Here is a 17333-nt window from a genome sequence, read left to right as displayed (position 1 = left end):
CCGCGCCCGGGACAGGTCCTCCTCGTCCGGCACAATCGACGACGTGCACGACCTCGCCGAGACCACCACCGGTCCTGACCAGCGTGACGACCCGGCCGAGCGCCCGGTCCCCCCGCGCCTGGCCGCCGCCGTCGACCTCGCGCGCGCCGCCGCGGTCGAGGCGGCCGACGGCGAGGCCGAGCAGGTCGGCGACGCCGTCGGGGTGCACGCCGAGGACGCCACGGACGACGCGCCGGTCTCGGCGGCGACCCACTACCTCGTCGCCGACAAGCCCGGCTACCGCGGCTGGACCTGGGCGGTCACCGTCATGGCCCCGGACGACCCGGAGGCCCCGGTCACGGTCGGCGAGGTCGCGCTGCTGCCCGGCGGCGGCGCCGTCGTCGCGCCGGTGTGGGTGCCGTGGAACGAGCGGGTGCGCGCCGAGGACCTCTCGCCCGGCGACCTGCTGCCCGTCGACCACGACGACGACCGTCTGGTCCCGGCCCACGCGAGCCTGGACGACGACGTCGACCCGGCCGGCGAGTCGGAGGAGGACGCCGAGCAGGTCCGCGCGGTCGCCGACGAGCTGGGCTTCGGCCGCCCGCGGGTGATGAGCCCGGAGGGCCGGCTCGACGCCGCCGCGCGCTGGTCCGGCGGCGACTTCGGCCCGGCCGCCGAGATGGCGCGCGCCGCGTCCGCGCACTGCGGCACCTGCGGCTTCTACCTCGCGCTCGCCGGCTCGATGCGCGGCGCGTTCGGTGTCTGCGGCAACGGCAACGTCCCGGCCGACGGGCACGTGGTGCACGCCGAGCACGGCTGCGGCGGTCACTCCGAGCTGCAGATCGACACCGGATCGGTCGTCATGGTCTCCGAGCTGGTCTACGACGACGGCGTGGACATGGAGACCCCGGAGCCGGTCGCGGCGACGTCGGACGCCGACGGCGCCTGATCCGCGCGGTGGCGAGATCTCAGCGGAGCCGATCATCGCCACCGACCCGTTCCGCACCGCCGCCCTCCGCGGCGCCGTCCTGGACGCCTGGTCGGCCTCGCCCGCGCGCTTCCGCGAGGACGCGAACGCCGAGGAGGACCTGAGTCGCGGCGGCTACCGCGACCGTTGGCTCGTCGAGCTGGCCCAGAACGCCGCCGACGCGGCCGCGCGTCGCGGGACCCCCACGACGCTGCTCGTCCGGCTGGTGACGTCCGCCGACGGCGCGCCCGAGCTCCGGGTCGGCAACGCCGGCGCACCGCTCGACGCCGACGGGGTCGCCGCGCTCGCGTCGCTGCGCGCCTCCGCCAAGCGCGACGGCGGCACCGTCGGGCGCTTCGGGGTGGGCTTCGCCGCGGTGCTCGCCCTGGGTGACGCGCCGCGGGTCGTCACCCGGGGTGCGGAGGGCACGCTGCGCGGTGTGGCCTTCTCGCGGGCCCGGACCCGCGATGCGGTCGCGGAGCGCGGCGGCCCGCTCGCGGCGGAGCTCGAGGCCCGCGACGGCGACGTCCCGGCGCTGCGCCTGGTGTGGCCCGCGGACCCCGCCGACCTCGCCGAGGACCTGCCGGACGGCGCCGACACCGAGGTCCGCGTCGCGCTCGCCGGGTCCGACGGCGCCGCGCTGCTCGCGCGGGCGGTCGACGACGCCCCCGACCTGCTCCTCGCGCTGCCGTGGCTGGCCGGCGTCGAGGCGGGCGGCGAGGTCGTGCGCCGGGAGTCCACCGAACCCGACGAGGCCGGCATCCGTCGCGTCACCATCCACGGACCGGGTGCCGCGGCGACCGCGTGGACGACGCTGCCGGTGGCCGGCGAGCTGCCCATCGCGCTCGTCGACGACGCCGACCTCGCCGTCGAGGACCGCGACCGCACCCGGTGGGAGGGCCTCTGGGCGGTGGCCGACGACCCGGCCGGCACCGACGTCCTGCACGCCCCCACCCCGACGGCCGAGACGACGACGCTGCCCGCGCGGCTCGTCGTCACCGTCCCGCTGGACCCGGACCGCCGCCGGGTCCGCGCCGGGCCGGTCACCACCCACGTGCTGGGCGCGGCCGCGGCGGCCTACCCGGCGCTGGTCGCCGCGCTACCCCCGGAACGGCGCACCGCGCTCGTGCCGGCCGCGGCGCTGCCCGCCTCGGGGGTCGACGCCGTGCTGCGCGACGGGGTCGTCGAGTCGCTGCGCCGCGAGCCGTGGCTGCCCGCCGCCGAGGGGCCGGACCTCGCCCCGGCGCGGGCGGTCGTCGTCGACACCGGCGCCGAGCCGGCCGATCGGCTGGTCGCGGCGCTGACCGGCGCGATCGGCGACCTCGTGAGCGCGGTCGTCGGCGGGTCGGCCGACCTCCGGGCCCTCGCGCCCCTCGGCGTCACCCGGCTCGGACCGGCCGATCTCGCCGAGCGGCTCGCGGGGCTGCGCCGCCCGCCGTCGTGGTGGCACGCCCTCTACGACGCGCTGGCCGCCACGCCCGTGGTTGCCGCCGCGCGCGAGGAGCTCGCGGCGCTGCCGGTCCCGCTGGTCGACGGCCGACTGGTCCCCGGCGCGCGCGGCACCCTGCTGCCCGGGGACGACCTCGCGGACGGCCTCGCGGCGGCGCTCGCCGGGGACGGCCTGCCGGGGCTGCGCCTGGTCGACCCGGCGGCCGTCCACCCGCTGCTGGAGTCGTTGGGCGCCCGTCGGGCCGACGCCGGATCCCTGCTCGCCGAGCCGGAGCTGCGCAAGGCGGTGGCGCGCTCGGTCGACGACGCCGACGTCGGGCTGGACGTCGACGGCCTCGCCCGGGTCGTGCTGCGCCTGCTCGCCGACGCCGGTGAGGGTGCGGCGGACACGGCGTGGGGAGCGCTGGCCCTGCCCGACGTCGAGGGCTCCCACCGGCGGGCCGACGAACTGGTGCTGCCCGACGGGGACCTGCGCGGCGTGCTCGGGGACGACTCGCCCATCGGGGTGCTCGCCGAGGCCGCGGTCGCCGAGCACGGGCGCGCCGCGCTGCTCGCGGCCGGGGTGCTGGACGGGTTCGGCGTCGTCCGCGACGACGCCCCGGCCGGTCCGGACCACGACCTCGACGACGAGGAGACGTGGTGGGCCGAGGAGGTCGACCCGGCCGCCGGCTGGGACGGCCCCGGTGAGGAGCTGCCGGCGGGCCCTCCGGGCGCGATGGTCGCCGTCCGCGACCTCGACCTCGTCGCCGACGACCGGTGGGACGCCGCGTGGTCGCTGCTGGCCTCCGACCGCTCGGTGCGCTCCGCGCTGGTGGCGCTGCCGGGGGAGCCGGTGCCGTACACGTCGTGGTGGCTCGCGCGACACGGCCGGCTCGCCGGGCACCCGCCGGGGCACTGGCGCCTGCCCGACGAGGCCCCCGGCGCCGGCAAGTCCGCCGGCGACGATCCCGGGCGGGACGCCGCGCTCGCCGCGCTCTACGACCCGGTGCCCGGCACCGCGTCCCTCGACGCCGGGTTCCTCGCGGCCGTGGGCGTCCGGACCGAGCTGCGGATCGACGGCGCGGACGACGCGACCGACCTGCTCGCGCGGCTCGCGGACCCCGCGCGGCCGGTCCCGGCCGGGGGCGTGCTCGCCGCGCACACCGCGCTCGCCGAGGCCGCCGACGCCCGGCGGCTGGCCGTCGCCGACGTCGAGCCGCCCGCGCAGGTGCGCACCGCCGCGGGGCGGGTGGTCGACGCGGACCCGGACACCGGCGCCGCGCCGACCGTCCTCGACCGGCCGTGGCTGCTCGCGGCGCTGGACCCGGACGGCGTGGTCCCGGTGGCGCCGGGCGGCGCGCCGACCCTCGCCGACCTGCTCGACCTGCCCACCGCCGCCGCCGACCACCACGGCGAGATCCGCTCGCCCGGCGTCGGGACCGCGTGGACCGACCTGCCCGTCGCGACGGCGTGGGCCGCGGCCGTGGGACGGGCGCTGCCCGCGGGCGGGGTCGTGCTCCACGAACGCCTGCGGGTCGCGGTGGCCGACGACGACCGCACCGGCCCGCCGCGCGAGGTCTTCCCCGGGGTGTGGGTGGACGGCGCCGTCGTGCACACCGACGACCCGGTGCGGGGGCTGCTCGCCGCCTGGGCCCTCGGCCCGTCCTGACCGACCTCAGAGTTTCTGGGCGCCCCGTGAACCGCGGGCGCCCGCGCGGCGCTGCAGGGCGAGGACACCGAGCCCGAGCGCGCCGAGCCCGACCCCGACCGCGCACGCCCACAGCCAGGCGTCGGCCGGCCGGGCACCGCTGAGCGCCAGCACCCCGAGCACCACGAAGGCGACGAGCCACACCGCCGACCCGAGCAGCACCACGGGCACCGGGTCGGTCAGCCGACGGGGCAGCGGGGGCGGCTGCCACCCGTCGTCGGGATCGGGGGACGACACGACGCGACCCTAACGGCGTCACCACGGCGGGGCTGTTCGCCTGGCACCGCGCACGCGGTGTCCCTACTCTCCGCGCCGTGCTCCGGCGACTGTTCCGAACGTACGAGCGCGGTGCGACCGTCGGCGGCGAGGTGCGCGGCGGGATCGTCACCTTCGTGACGATGGCGTACATCGTCGTCCTCAACCCCCTGATCCTCGGCAGCGTCGATCCGACGTCGGCGGGCGCGAAGCGCGACGTGCTCGGCGCGACGCTCGCGGTGCCCCAGGTCGCCGCGGTGACCGCGCTCGTGGCCGGGGTGATGACGATCCTGTTCGGGCTGGTCGCGAACTTCCCGTTCGCGCTGGCCACCGGGCTGGGGATCAACACCCTGGTCGCGGTGACGATCGCCCCGCAGATGACGTGGCCCGAGGCGATGGGCCTCGTCGTCGTCGAGGGCGTGATCATCGTGATCCTCGGCCTCACCGGGTTCCGCACCGCGGTGTTCGCGGCCATCCCGAACCCGCTCAAGATCGCGATCTCGGCGGGGATCGGGGCGTTCATCGCGCTGATCGGGCTCGTCGACGCCGGGTTCGTCCGCCGCATCCCGGACGCCGCGAACACGACGGTGCCGGTCGGGCTCGGGATCGACGGCTCGATCGCCAGCTGGCCGACCGCGGTGTTCTGCGCCGGGCTGCTGATCACCGGCGTGCTGGTCGCGCGGGGCACCCGGGCCGGGATCCTCATCGGGGTCGTCGCCACGACGGTGATCGCGATCGTCGTCGAGGCGATCGTGCACGCCGGGCCCTCGAACGGCACGAACCCGCACGGCTGGAACCTCGGCTACCCGGGCCTGCCGTCGTCGATCGTGTCCCTGCCGGACCTCTCGCTCGTCGGCGACGTGTCCTTCGGGGCGTTCACCCGGCTCCCGGCGATCGCGGTGACGCTGCTCGTGTTCACCCTGGTCCTGGCGAACTTCTTCGATGCGATGGGCACGATGACCGGGCTCGGTCGGCAGGCCGATCTGCTCGACGAGCAGGGGCAGCTGCCGGGGATCGGGCGGGCGCTGGTGGTGGAGGGCGTCGGCGCCGTGGCGGGCGGTGCGGCCTCGTCGAGCTCGAACACGGTCTTCGTGGAGTCGGCCTCGGGCATCGCGTCGGGCGCGCGCACCGGGCTCGCCAACGTCGTCACCGGCCTGCTCTTCCTCGCCGCGATGTTCTTCACGCCGCTCTACGAGATCGTGCCCGTCGAGGCGGCGGCGCCGGCCCTCGTCGTCGTGGGTGCCCTGATGATGGGCGGCGTCCGGGAGATCGCGTGGGACGACTTCGCGACCGCGCTGCCGGTGTTCCTCACGATCGTCGTCATGCCGTTCACGTACTCGATCGCCAACGGTATCGGGGCGGGCTTCGTGACCTGGGTGGTGCTGCACGCGGCGACCGGGCGGGCGCGCACCATCCACCCGCTGATGTGGGTCGTGGCGGCCGCGTTCGTCGCCTACTTCGCGGTCGGGCCGCTGCGGGCGGCGTTCGGCGGCTGATCGAAACCCCGGTGTGAGCGGGGTCGCTCCCGGGTGGGCCTCCGGTTGACAGGGTGGTGAACGGCCGGAACGGTTGTGCCCGATGGGTGACGCAGGAGTGCCGCTGACGCGCCGCAGGCACGTCGATTTCGGCCTCCTCGCGACCCAGGCGTGTCGGCTCTAGACCCACGCCCACGATCACTCGATCCCTCTGAGCCCCGGGACCGCTTCCGGGGCCGTCCACCGCATGCCTCGAGGAGGCCCCCGTGTCCGTCGGCACCCCGTCAGACCCCCTGAAGTTCGCCTACTGGGTCCCGAACGTCTCCGGCGGCCTGGTGACCAGCAGCATCGAGCAGCGCACCGACTGGAGCTGGGAGTACAACCGCGACACCGCGATCGCGGCCGAGAACAACGGCTTCGAGTACGCGCTCTCCCAGGTCCGCTACATGGCGAGCTACTCGGCGGAGTACCAGCACGAGTCCACGTCGCTCTCGCTCGCGATCATGATGGCGACCGAGCGCCTCAAGGTCATGGCCGCGGTGCACCCGGGCATGTGGCACCCGGGCGTCTTCGCGAACTTCGGGGCCACGGCGGACCACCTGACCAACGGCCGGTTCGCGACGAACGTGGTGTCCGGCTGGTTCAAGGGCGAGTTCCAGGCCTTCGGTGAGCCGTGGCTCGAGCACGACGAGCGCTACCGGCGCACCGAGGAGTTCATCCGCTGCCTCAAGGGCATCTGGGAAGAGGACGACTTCACGTTCCTCGGCGACTTCTACCGCTTCCACGACTACTCGCTGAAGCCCAAGCCGCTGAACACCCCCGAGCGCCCGCACCCGGAGATCTTCCAGGGCGGCAACTCGACGGCCGCGCGCCAGATGGCCGGCCGGGTGTCGGACTTCTACTTCTCCAACGGCAAGGACTACGACGGCGTCATCGAGCAGCTGAACGACGTCAACGCCTCGGCCAAGGAGAACAACCGCTCGGTGAACTTCGGCCTCAACGGCTTCATGATCATCCGGGACTCCGAGAAGGAGGCCCGGGGCGTGCTGCAGGAGATCGTCGACAAGGCGAACGTGGAGCAGGTCGAGGGCTTCCGCCAGGCCGTGCAGCAGGGCGGCGCCTCGTCCCCCGACGGCAAGGGCATGTGGGCGGAGTCGTCCTGGGCCGACCTGGTCCAGTACAACGACGGCTTCCGGACCGGCCTGATCGGCACGCCCGAGCAGATCGCCGAGCGGCTGATCGAGTACAAGAAGCTCGGCGTCGACCTGTCCCTGCTCTGCTTCCTGCACGTCAAGGAGGACATCGAGCAGTTCGGCGAGCAGGTGCTGCCGCTGGTCCGCGAGATGGAGGCGGCGCTGCCGGAGCGGGAGCTGGCGCAGGCGTAGGTGCCTGCGGCTCGTGAGCACTAATTGACGCCCCGGCGTCAATTAGTGCTCACATGCGCGTCAGCGCACCTACGTGGCCCCGCTCCGGGCCTCGGTGACCTCGTCGGGCTCCTCGGGCGCGGTGACCGGGGGCCGCGGGCGCCGGAGGGCCACCCCGAGCCGGATCGCGTAGATCACCGCGCTCCCGAGGAACAGCACCCCGGTGATCAGCAGCCAGTTCGCGTACTCGCCGACCATCGAGTGGCCCGAGGCGAACGTGAAGGCCGCGTCGCCCCGCTGGCTGATGGTCGGGAAGTAGATCAGTCCCAGCACCGCCGCGCCGAGCACCGGCGCCCGCACGTGGTTGATCGCCGGCACCAGCGCCGGCCGACGGGGCAGCACCCGTCGTCGCGCCCACCGGAGGACCACCAGCGGCTGATCGGCGAAGGCGTAGAGCGGGTAGAGGATCAGATCGTGCCCGATCACGGCGCCCGCGAACCAGATCCCCAGGGCGAGCGCGCTCGGACCGGGGAAGACGAACGTGACGGCGTACCCGACGAGGGCGAAGCAGCCCACCATCGCCAGCAGGTGCAGCGGGTTCTCGCCGTAGAGGTGGCGCCAGAAGCGCAGGGTCGCCCGCATCACGCCGGCCTGAAGTCGACGGCCGCGACCCACTTGGTGTTGTGGACCCCCGGGAGCGCCGGGACGATGATCCGCGCCGGGTAGCCGTGGTTCGGGGCGAGGTCGACCGTCTCCTCACCCGGGTTCCCGACCTTCAGCGCCAGCAGTGCGTCGGGGTTCAGGACCTGGTTGGACTGCAGGGTCGCGCGGGCGTAGGCCCCGGACGTCTCGATCGACTGGACGAACGCGGTGTCCGGGTTCGGCACCCCGGCCAGCGCCGCGAGGTCGCGCAGCCGCACCCCGGTCCAGGTCCGCGTCACCGACCAGCCCTCGACGCACGCGATCGGCAGCGTCGCGGTGTGCTGGGCCATGTCCAACAGTGCGCGGCGGGACAGCGACACCTCGCTCGACCCGCCGGTCAGCCGCAGCCGCCACCCGTCGTCGAGCGCCGTCGGGTTGATCCCGGAGCCGGCGAGCGTGCGGTTGATCTGGAAGTCGTTGGGACCGTTCCCGTAGGACTGGCCGCGCGGCGAGAGCAGCGCCAGCGGCCGCAGCGCGTCCCAGGTCTGGCCGACGCTCAGGAGGCCGACCAGCAGGCTGCCGCCCCCGATCATGCCGAGCAGTCCGCGCCGGGACAGCGACGGCTTGTTCGGCGCCAGCGCCGCGAGCCCGGTGTGGTCCATCGGTTCGGGCTCGGTCTCGGCGGGGGAGTCGTGCAGCCACCGTCCGAGAGCCCCGGTGCCGCCGGGCCCGGCGCGCAGCGCGCGCAGCATCGTCGGGAGCTTGACCGCCACGTGGGTCACGAAGCCGCCGATGAAGACCCAGGCCCCGTAGTAGTGCGCGGTGTAGAAGCTGAAGCCCCACCCGTAGTCGTACTGCGAGTTCATCAGGCCGGTGATGAACTCGAAGAGGATCCCGCCGACCAGCGCGAGCAGCGAGAGGCGCTCGAGCAGCTGGGCGGCGCTCCGCACGGGTGGCCAGGCGAACAGCTTGGGCACGACCGACCACAGCTTGGCCAGCACCACCGGCGCGAGGATCATCCCGCCGACCACGTGGCTGCCCTGGGTGAGCCGGTAGAGCCACGACGGGTTCGACGGCCAGTCGAAGAACGGCAGGTGCAGGTACCCGACGTCGGCCGGGAGCGCCTGGCCGAACTGCGGCCCGTAGGCGATGAAGGACAGCAGCCCGGTGAGGATGACGATCGGGAGCCCGACGAGGAGCACCGCGCCGAACACCGAGGTCAGCCACGTCCCGCGCAGCGGGCTGCGCCACGTCCTCGGGTCGGCGGGCGGCGGCACCGGGATGCGGGCGAGGCCGCGCCACAGCGCCCGGGGGAAGCCGTACTCGGGCTCGGGGGCGACCCGTTCCGACGACGCCGGCTCGCCGCTCCCGGTTCCTCCGGCCTCGGGCTCCTCGACCACGGCCCCGTCCTCGCCGGGGTCCACCACGGGGTCGACGACGACCGCGGCGGGCTCGGCAGCGGTGTCCCCGGCCTCGCCCGCACCGGCGCGCCCCACCGTCGTCATGCCGGGACCCTAGCGGAGAATGTACCTATCGGTACAATTTGGGGGTGGCAGCCGAGGACGTTCCCCAGGACGGTCGACCGCCGACGGCGCGTGGCCGCCGGACCCGGGACCAGATGGTCGAGGCCGCGGCCGAGCTCATGCAGGCGCGCGGGATCGCCGCCACCGGGGTGAGTGACGTCCTGTCCGCCACCGGTACGGGGAAGTCGCAGCTCTACCACCACTTCGGGGACAAGCGGGGTCTCGTCCTCGCCGTCATCGACCACCAGTTGGCCCGGGTGCTCGCCGCCCAGCCCCGGCTCGCTCCGGATGCCGACGGCGACGTCGCCGCCTGGGCGGACGACCTCCTCGTCCTGCACCGCGGCGGCGACGGCCCGCTGAGCTGTCCCCTCGGGGTGCTGAGCGGCCAGGTCGACGACGACCCGGTCCTGCGCGAGCACCAGGCCGCGGCCTTCGCGCGCTGGCGTGACGCCCTGGCCGGCCTCGTGGCCCGGGGCCGTCGGGCGGGGGCGGTCACCGCCGCCGGCGACACCGTGGTGCTCGCCGGGGCGCTGCTCGCAGCCCTGCAGGGCGGTCTGATGCTCGCGCGGCTGGCCCGCGACGTCGCTCCGCTCGAGATCGCCCTGGACGCGGCACTGCTCCATCTCGGTGTACTCCGTCCCTCCTCGTCGGACGGCTCACCCCGCTACGAGCGCGGGGCGTGACGACCGTCCACGTGGGTGTCCGGCGGAGAACGGGTACCGGTTCACCGCGCCGGGTCGGGGCAACCCGACCGGGCTGGTCCCCGAGACGAAGGAGTTCCCAGTGGCCGACAACATCTACTCGAAGACCGAGATCGTCGGGACGTCCGAGAAGGGTGTCGACGACGCGATCCAGGGCGCCATCAAGCGCGCCTCCGAGACGCTGCGCGAGATCGGGTGGTTCGAGGTCAGCGAGATCCGTGGCCACGTCGAGGACGGCAAGGTGCACCACTACCAGGTGACGCTGAAGGTCGGGTTCGCGCTCGAGGACACCAAGTAGGAAGAACGTCCGGACGTCGGGCCGGGAGCGGCGCGTGACCCCGTGCTCAACCCGGCCGACGTCCGGGAATGTTAGGTAAGCTCAGTTCATGTGAGGCAACGGTGACGGCGGGAACGGAGCAACCGGAGTCGTCCACGCCAGGTGGCGCGACGATGTTCGCGTCGCTGCGGATCCGCAACTACCGGCTCTTCGCCTCCGGCCAGGTCGTCTCGCTCGTCGGCACGTGGATGCAGCGCGTCGCCCAGGACTGGCTGGTCCTCAACCTCTCCGGCGGCAGCCCGGTCGCCCTCGGCGTCGCCGCGGCCCTGCAGTTCGGGCCCACGCTGCTGCTCTCGCTGTTCGGGGGTGCGTTCGCCGACCGCTACGACAAGCGCAAGCTGCTCGTCGTCCTGCAGGTCGGCATGGGGCTCTGCGCCCTCACGCTCGGCATCCTCGACGTGTCCGGCACCGCGACGCTGTCGATCGTCTACGTGCTCTGCTTCCTGAACGGCTGCTTCTCCGCCGTCGACGCCCCGGTGCGGCAGTCCTTCGCCGGCGAGATGGTCGGCCCCTCGGCGATCACCAACGCCGTCGCGCTGAACTCGATGACGTTCAACACCGCCCGCATCGTCGGGCCCGCCGTCGCCGGTCTGATGATCGCGGCGATCGGCACCGGCTGGGTGTTCCTGGTCAACGCCGCGACCTTCGTCGCCGTCGTGACCGGCCTGCTCCTGATGCGCCCGGCCGACATGTTCGCCTACGAGAAGCGGCCCGGGCGGGCGCTCGGCGCGGTGCTCGAGGGCCTGCGCGAGGTGCAGCAGCGCCCCGACCTCATCGTGCTGCTGACCGTGGTGTTCTTCGTGTCCACCTTCGGCATCAACTTCTTCATGACGCTCGCGATCACCGCGCGCAGCGTGTTCGGCCGCGGCGCGGAGTCCTACGGGCTGCTGACCTCGGCGCTGGCGGTGGGGTGCCTGGCCGGCACGTTCGTCGCCGCGCGCCGGGTCGGGCGCCCCCGGCTGCGGACGGTGCTGCTCGCGGGCCTGTTCTTCGGGATCGCCGAGCTGTTCACCGGCGTCATGCCGACCTACGCCCTGACCGCCCTGCTGCTGATCCCGACCGGCCTGGGCCAGCTGGTGTTCACGACGGCGGCCAACGCGGCGGTCCAGCTCGGGGTCACCGAGTCCATGCGCGGGCGCGTCATGGGCATCTACATGCTCGTGCTGCTCGGCGGCACCCCGCTGGGCGGCCCGGTGCTGGGCTGGCTGGCCGAGGTCCTCGGCGGGCGCGCGCCGCTCGTGATCGGCGGCGTGGCGACCGCCGCCACGGTGGTGATCGCCGCGGCGCTGCTGGCCGCCCAGGCCCGCCGGGTCGCGCGGCGCCCGCTCGCCCAGGCCTGAGCGCCTGCAGCGCTACATCACCGGCCAGGCGTGCACCGGGATGTTGGCGCTCATGTGCGTCACGTACCGCTCCAGCATCCGGCGCATGGCGACCGGGCGCGGGCACCCGTTCTTCTCCAGCGCGGCCACCATCTGGGTCTGCCAGGACGCGCCCGTGCACCCGGTGCGGCACCGGGCCTCGATGACGGCGAGGTAGCGCTCGGCCACCGAGGGCTCGACGTCCCAGGACAGCAGACCCTGACGCGCGAGCGGGAGCAGCCGGTCGAGCACGAGCCGGTCGACGCCGACCGTCCCCACGCCCGGCCAGAACAGCTCGGCGTCCATGCCGTGCTGGGCCCCGGCGACGAAGTTGTCGTGCGCGGCGTCGAAGGTCATCGAGCGCCACGGCGGGTGCTCCGAGTCGACGAGCGCCTTGACGAGCCCGTAGAAGAACATCGCGTTGGCCACCGCGTCGATCGCGGTCGGTCCGGCGGGCAGCACCCGGTTCTCCAGCCGCAGGTGCGCGACCCCGTCCGCCACGTCGTACACCGGCCGGTTCCAGCGCCACACGGTGCCGGAGTGCAGGCGCAGCTCGTGCAGCTGCGGGGCGTGGCCCTCGTCGAGGGAGTCGACCGGGTCCTCGTCGTCGACCATGGGGAGCAGCGCCGGGAAGTAGCGCACGTTCTCCTCGAACAGGTCGGTCACCGAGGACGCCCAGCGGTCGCCGAACCAGACCCGCGGGCGGACCCCCTGGTTGCGGAGCTCGACGGGGCGGACGTCGACCGCCTGCTCGAACAGCGGCACCCGGGTCTCGGCCCAGAGCCGGTGGCCGAGCAGGAACGGCGAGTTCGCGGCGAGGGCGACCTGCACGCCGGCGACGGCCTGCGCGGCGTTCCAGTGCGCCGGGAAGGTCTCCGGGGTGAGCTGCAGGTGCAGCTGCAGCGAGGTGCACGCGGCCTCGGGGGCGATCGAGTCGACGTCGAGGACGAGGCGCTCGTCACACGCACCCGACCCGGCCCGGCGCGGCGCCGTGATGTCCAACCGGAACGGCTCGCCGCGGGCGTCGACCATCTGCCGGTTCAGCAGATCGTAGCGCGGGTCGTCGGTGAGCTGGTCGGAGTCGAGGTGCTCCGCGCCCAGGGTCGGCAGGATGCCGATCGTCACCGGGGTGGCCCCGACGACGGCGGCGGAGCGGCGGGCGCAGCCGATGGAGGACACGACGTCGTCCTCGAGCCGACAGGCCGCCATCCCGGGCAGCGTGCGCGGCGGCAGGTTGATCTCGAGGTTCCAGCGCCCGAGCTCGGTGGTGAGCAGCTCGGAGGCGGACCGGTCGAGCACGGCGTGGTTGAGCATCGCCGGTTCCATCCCCGCGTCGACCAGGGCGAGCTCCAGCTCCACGCCCGTACGCAGCTCGTCCGCGGCGAAGCGCCCCTCGGCCACCATGCGGCGCAGGGCCTCGAGGCAGCGACGGACCTTGGTGCGGTACTGCTCGCGATCGGAGAGAACCGTGCGGGAGACGACCCGACCCATCAGAGCCGGTTCCCGCCTCCTGGCTGCCGGCGGGCACAGGGTGGGCTCCCGACGAGGACGATGGCGCCGCGGATCGGCTGTGTCTCCGACGGATCGTCGGGAACCTGTGCCGAGCTGGTCGGTACGGCGATCGGCCCCATCAGTGCCCGGCTCCCACTCTCGACCCGCACCTCGGCGGCAGGACCACCGCAGAGCCGGGACGCGCTCGCTTTCCCCTGACGACCAGAGTCACGGTGACACAGCCGTGTGTCACACACCAGGGCAAACGACCGTTCGCCTCGTCATAGCGTCCGTTCAGCGGAGCTTGTCGATCATGCTCGACCGCTGGACGCATGTGCAGACGCGGTGGTCGCACACGAGGGCGGGCCCGGCGTCAGGCGCCCCGGCCGAAGTCCTCCGGGGACACGTTGTCGAGGAAGGCGCGGAACCGGTCGACCTCCTCCTCGTCCGGCACCGGAGAGCTGCCCTCCTCGCCCGGCTCGTCGTCGTCGACCAGCACGCCCGCCTCGACGAGCACCGCCTCGGTGGCGTGGATCGGCACGTCGACGTGCAGCGCGATCGCGATCGAGTCGCTGGGCCGGGCGGACACCCGCAGGCCCCGGTCGAACACCAGGTCGGCGTAGAACGTGCCGCCCCGCACCTCGGTGATCTCGATCCGCTCGAGGGTGCGACCGAGCGCGGACACCACGTCAGCGATGAGCACGTGGGTCAGCGGTCGTTCGGGGAGCCTGCCCTGCTGCTCGAGGGCGATCGCCTCGGCCTCGGCCAGGCCGATCCAGATCTGCAGGCAGCGCTTCCCCTCGGTCTCCTGGAGGAGCACCACGGGGTGCCGGTTCGTCTCCGACGCCGGTTGTTGTGCCGCGTCGTCGACGGCCAGCACGCCGACCACCCGCATCTCGCTCACGTCTTCGCCTCCCGTGCCCGCCGGACGGAACCAGCCCGTCCGGTCGAGCTCCGCTGCGCCTCGTCTCCCGCCCGGACGGATCGGACTCCGCTGCGCGTCCTCTTCCCGGGGTCGTCTCCCCATCCTGGCAGTCGGCGCCCGTGTCGTCAGGGCCCAGCCGTGCCGGGTGCGATCTTGCCGGGCCACGTCGCGCCGACGATCCCCGCCGACACCCGCGCGAAGGGCATGCCCCCCGGGGCGCCCCGGCACACCCGCCGTCTCCGAACCGTCCCCCTCCGATGGTCCCCGGGCTGGGAGATCGGATCTGGAACGATGCGGGACGTGGTGCGGATCGTGGAGCTGGCGGGACCGGTTCCCGACGACGGCGGGTCACCGGATCTGGCCCGGCTCGAGGACTTCCGCGACCTCTCCCGCGCCGACCGCCGACCGGACCGCCCGGGCGGGCGCGGCCTCGTCCTGGCGGAGGGGACGGTGGTGGTGCGGCGGCTGCTGGATTCGCCGTACCCGCCGCGGGCCCTGTTGGGCGTGTCGCGCCGGATCTCGGAGCTCGAGGCCGAGCTGGCGGGCCTCGACGTGCCCGCGTTCGTCACCGACGCCGACACCATGGCCTCCGTCGTGGGCTTCCACCTCAACCGCGGCGTGCTCGCCAGCGCCGACCGGGCCGACGCCCCCGACCTGGACGGGCTCCTCGCCGGTGCCCGCCGGGTCGCGGTCGCCGAGGCCGTCAACGACCACGAGAACCTCGGCTCGCTCTTCCGCAACGCGGCCGCGCTCGACGTCGACGCGGTGCTCCTCGCGCCCGGCTGCGCCGATCCGCTGTACCGGCGCAGCGTCCGGGTGTCGATGGGCCACGTGCTGCGGGTGCCGTTCCGCGGCGCGGACTGGCCCACGCTGGTCGCGGCTCTGCGCCGGGCGGGGTTCGTGCTGGGCGCCCTGACCCCGTCCGGTGACGTGACGCCGGAGAGCCTCGCCGGGACCGACCGGGTGGCCCTGATGCTCGGCGCCGAGGGGCCCGGCCTCTCGGTGGAGGCGCTCGCGCTCGCCGACCACCGGGTGGGCATCCCGATGGCGGCCGGTGTCGACTCGCTCAACGTCGCCACCGCCGCGGCGGTGGCCTTCCACGCGGCCCGCCCGGCAGGGGTCTCGTGACGGTCCTGGAGGTCGCCGCCCGGCGGGGACGGGCGCTGGTGGGCGGACAGCCGCTCGGGGTCGACGACGGGGCGGTCGTCGGGTGGGGTGCCTACGCCCCCGGTTCGGATCTCTCCGCGGAGCTGACCGAGCTGCTGGAGGACTGGGCGGGCGCCGCGGACGCCGTCGCGCGCTCCGGGGTGACCGCGCGGTCGGCGGAGGCGGTCCGGGTGAGCCGCACGGGCCGCCACCTCGCCGCCCGCGTCTCGGTGGCGCTGAAGCAGTCGGTGGACTACCTCGACCCCGTGACCGGCGTCCGGGTCCCCCTGCGGGCCGTGAGCGCCGTGACGCGGGTACCGGTGGTCCCGCTGCCCCGGCGGGGTCGCCGTGGCCGTGGGCGGGCGTCCACGGTCTTCGGGGAGCCCACCCCGTGGGCGACCGGCCTGACGCTGACGGCCCTCGTCGCCGGCCTGGTGCTCCTGGTCAACCTCACTCTGGCGCTGCCGATGGTCGCCGGGCTCGGGCTCGTCGGGCTGCTCATCGACCTCGTCGTGGCCGCCGGGCTGGTCCCCGCCCTGTGGCTCAACCGCCGCGTCCCGACGTGGCGCTGGGCGGTGTGGGGGGCCTTCGCGGGGATGGGGGTGGCGGTGCTGCCGCTGCTCGTGGTGGCGGTGCGGGGGGTTCCTGCCTAGGTGCGCTTCGCGCCTGTGAGCAGTAATTGATGCCAGGGCGTCAATTACTGCTCACGAGCGCGTCAGCGCACCTACGAGCGCGGCGAGCGCACCCCGAGCAGGACGTCCTCCCACGAGGGGACGATCGGGTGGTTGCGGCCGCGCGCCCGGGACCGGCCGCGCTCCGGGTCGTCCCCACCGCCGTCGTCACGACCGGGATCCGGGCGGGACTCGGGGCGGGAGGGCTCGGGGCGGGACGGCTCCGGGCGGGTGCCCTCACCGCCGCGGTGCCGCGCGGAGCCGCTGCCCCGCCCGCCGTCGCGGGAGCGGCGCTCGGTGCCCCGCTGGTCGGTGCCGCGCGCCTCGGCCGGGCGCTGGTCGGCGGCCCGCTGATCGGGTCCGCGCTGGTCCGGGACGGCGCGCGAGCCGCGTCCGCGTGACGGTGCTCCGGAGCCGGACGGGCGGGCCTTCCCGGTGGCGCGCGACGGCGTGACGCCGCCACCCACGGCCAGCGCGCCCTCGTGCTCGTCCGCCTGCTCGGCGTGCTCGATGCCGTCGTCACCCGCCGGGGCGGGCCCGGCGTCCTCGACCTCCGCCCCGCGCGCCGCGGTGCCGTCCGCGCGCCGCGGTCCGGAGGCGGGCGCGAGGCCCATGAGGTCGCGGGCCGGCTCGTCCCGGGGCGCGACGAGCCCGCCGCCGCTGCCCGGCGTGAACGTCCAGTGCGCGAGGTGGTCGGAGTGGCCCGTCTGCCAGGACATCGCGACGATCCAGCCGCCGTCCTCGCCCTTCCAGGCGTCCCAGGAGCCGTCGGCGAGGTCCTGGCCGCGCCCGCTGAAGGTCGCGGTGAGGATGTCGAGCAGCGAGCGCGGGTCGGGCGTGCCGCCCTCGGCGAGGGGATGCCCCCGGCCGGCCATCTCGGCGACCCGGGAGCGCTCGAGCAGCACCGGGTAGGCGAACCGCTCGACGTGGGCCGCCGGAACCCCCGCCCCGGCGGCCACGTCGGCGACCGACTCCCCGCCGCGGATGCGCGCCTGGATGTCGCGCGGCCGCAGGGGGCTCGTCGTCTCGATCTCCATCTGCCCCAACCGGCGCACGTCACCGCGCGCGGCGGCCCGGAGCCGCTCGTCGGAGGGGACGACGAAGCGTTCGTGTCGGATCGGGTCCTCGAGGATCACCGTCGAGGTGTCCTCGCCGAGGCCCACCACCCGGAGCTCGCGCATGGTCGGCCTCCCCGTTGCCCGTGCCTGCTCGCCGGCGCGCCCCTGTCCCGGGCGCACCGACTCGCACGACGACGCTAGGCGAGCACCCACCCCGTCCGGGGGAGGCGCGCCGGGTGTCGGGAGACACCACCGGGGAGCGCTCTGACGGCAGGTGAGCAGAAATCCTTGCCTGGAGAGGGATT

At 74.7% G+C, this 17333-nt stretch carries 15 protein-coding genes; 9 read left to right on the top strand and 6 right to left on the bottom strand.

Translation table 11 applies throughout. From position 1 onward, the window contains the following. The first annotated feature begins 43 nt into the window (after positions 1–43). Positions 44–928: a DUF3027 domain-containing protein gene (locus tag LQ327_RS02720; protein ID WP_372460592.1), complete on the top strand. Its 885-nt coding sequence runs from the start codon at positions 44–46 to the stop codon at positions 926–928. A gap of 16 nt (positions 929–944) precedes the next feature. Further along, the gene (locus LQ327_RS02715) at positions 945–4043 is read left to right on the top strand and encodes a sacsin N-terminal ATP-binding-like domain-containing protein (RefSeq protein ID WP_372460637.1); all 3099 of its coding nucleotides are present in this window, start codon (positions 945–947) and stop codon (positions 4041–4043) included. 6 nt (positions 4044–4049) lie between these two features. Here LQ327_RS02715 and LQ327_RS02710 read toward each other — a convergent pair whose 3' ends face one another. Continuing rightward, positions 4050–4319, bottom strand: coding sequence for a DUF2530 domain-containing protein (locus LQ327_RS02710; protein ID WP_230729986.1), 270 nt, complete (start codon positions 4317–4319; stop codon positions 4050–4052). Between the two features lie 77 nt (positions 4320–4396). Between LQ327_RS02710 and LQ327_RS02705 the strand changes: the two genes are divergently transcribed. Together LQ327_RS02705 and sfnG are read left to right on the top strand one after the other, a co-directional pair. Further along, positions 4397–5833, top strand: coding sequence for an NCS2 family permease (locus LQ327_RS02705; RefSeq protein WP_230729985.1), 1437 nt, complete (start codon positions 4397–4399; stop codon positions 5831–5833). A 245-nt stretch (positions 5834–6078) separates the two neighbouring features. Continuing rightward, positions 6079–7197 carry a dimethylsulfone monooxygenase SfnG gene (sfnG, locus tag LQ327_RS02700; protein WP_230729984.1) on the top strand — a complete coding sequence of 373 codons (1119 nt, stop codon included), beginning with the start codon at positions 6079–6081 and terminating at the stop codon, positions 7195–7197. Positions 7198–7266: 69 nt separating this feature from the next. On the opposite strand, the gene LQ327_RS02695 is transcribed toward sfnG, so the two are convergent. After that, a complete protein-coding gene (locus LQ327_RS02695) occupies positions 7267–7818 on the bottom strand; it encodes a hypothetical protein (protein WP_230729983.1) in 552 nt (183 codons plus the stop codon). Continuing rightward, on the bottom strand, positions 7818–9323 hold the full coding sequence (locus LQ327_RS02690; protein ID WP_230729982.1) for a molybdopterin-dependent oxidoreductase: 1506 nt from the start codon (positions 9321–9323) through the stop codon (positions 7818–7820). Before LQ327_RS02690 ends, LQ327_RS02695 begins: the two co-directional genes overlap by 1 nt. 44 nt (positions 9324–9367) lie before the next feature. Here LQ327_RS02690 and LQ327_RS02685 point away from each other — a divergent pair, with 44 nt between their 5' ends. From LQ327_RS02685 to LQ327_RS02675, 3 genes are all read left to right on the top strand, one after another. Continuing rightward, positions 9368–10024, top strand: a complete 657-nt coding sequence (locus LQ327_RS02685) for a TetR/AcrR family transcriptional regulator (protein ID WP_230729981.1) — start codon at positions 9368–9370, stop codon at positions 10022–10024. 100 nt (positions 10025–10124) lie between these two features. Continuing rightward, positions 10125–10340: a dodecin gene (locus LQ327_RS02680; protein ID WP_230729980.1), complete on the top strand. Its 216-nt coding sequence runs from the start codon at positions 10125–10127 to the stop codon at positions 10338–10340. Between the two features lie 101 nt (positions 10341–10441). Continuing rightward, positions 10442–11719, top strand: coding sequence for an MFS transporter (locus LQ327_RS02675; RefSeq protein ID WP_230729979.1), 1278 nt, complete (start codon positions 10442–10444; stop codon positions 11717–11719). A 12-nt stretch (positions 11720–11731) separates the two neighbouring features. Here the strand turns inward: LQ327_RS02675 and LQ327_RS02670 are convergent, their stop codons facing one another. Further along, positions 11732–13228, bottom strand: a complete 1497-nt coding sequence (locus tag LQ327_RS02670; RefSeq protein WP_230729978.1) for a glutamate-cysteine ligase family protein — start codon at positions 13226–13228, stop codon at positions 11732–11734. Positions 13229–13601: 373 nt separating this feature from the next. Next, positions 13602–14132: a bifunctional nuclease family protein gene (locus tag LQ327_RS02665; protein WP_230729977.1), complete on the bottom strand. Its 531-nt coding sequence runs from the start codon at positions 14130–14132 to the stop codon at positions 13602–13604. A 321-nt stretch (positions 14133–14453) separates the two neighbouring features. On the opposite strand from LQ327_RS02665, the gene LQ327_RS02660 reads away from it, so the two are divergent. Further along, positions 14454–15281 (top strand): TrmH family RNA methyltransferase, encoded by an 828-nt coding sequence (locus tag LQ327_RS02660; protein WP_372460591.1) that lies wholly within the window; start codon positions 14454–14456, stop codon positions 15279–15281. Beyond that, positions 15278–15952 (top strand): DUF2537 domain-containing protein, encoded by a 675-nt coding sequence (locus tag LQ327_RS02655; RefSeq protein ID WP_230729975.1) that lies wholly within the window; start codon positions 15278–15280, stop codon positions 15950–15952. The genes LQ327_RS02660 and LQ327_RS02655 overlap by 4 nt, the downstream gene beginning before the upstream one ends. Before the next feature lie 71 nt (positions 15953–16023). On the opposite strand, the gene sepH is transcribed toward LQ327_RS02655, so the two are convergent. Further along, complete coding sequence (gene sepH / locus LQ327_RS02650) at positions 16024–17151, bottom strand: septation protein SepH (RefSeq protein WP_230729974.1); 1128 nt, start codon at positions 17149–17151, stop codon at positions 16024–16026. Between the last annotated feature and the right edge of the window lie 182 nt (positions 17152–17333).

Source organism: Actinomycetospora endophytica, assembly GCF_021026375.1.
Lineage (GTDB): Bacteria > Actinomycetota > Actinomycetes > Mycobacteriales > Pseudonocardiaceae > Actinomycetospora > Actinomycetospora endophytica.
The sequence above is the reverse complement of the archived record's forward strand: the minus strand, read 5'-3'. Positions and strand labels throughout refer to the sequence as shown.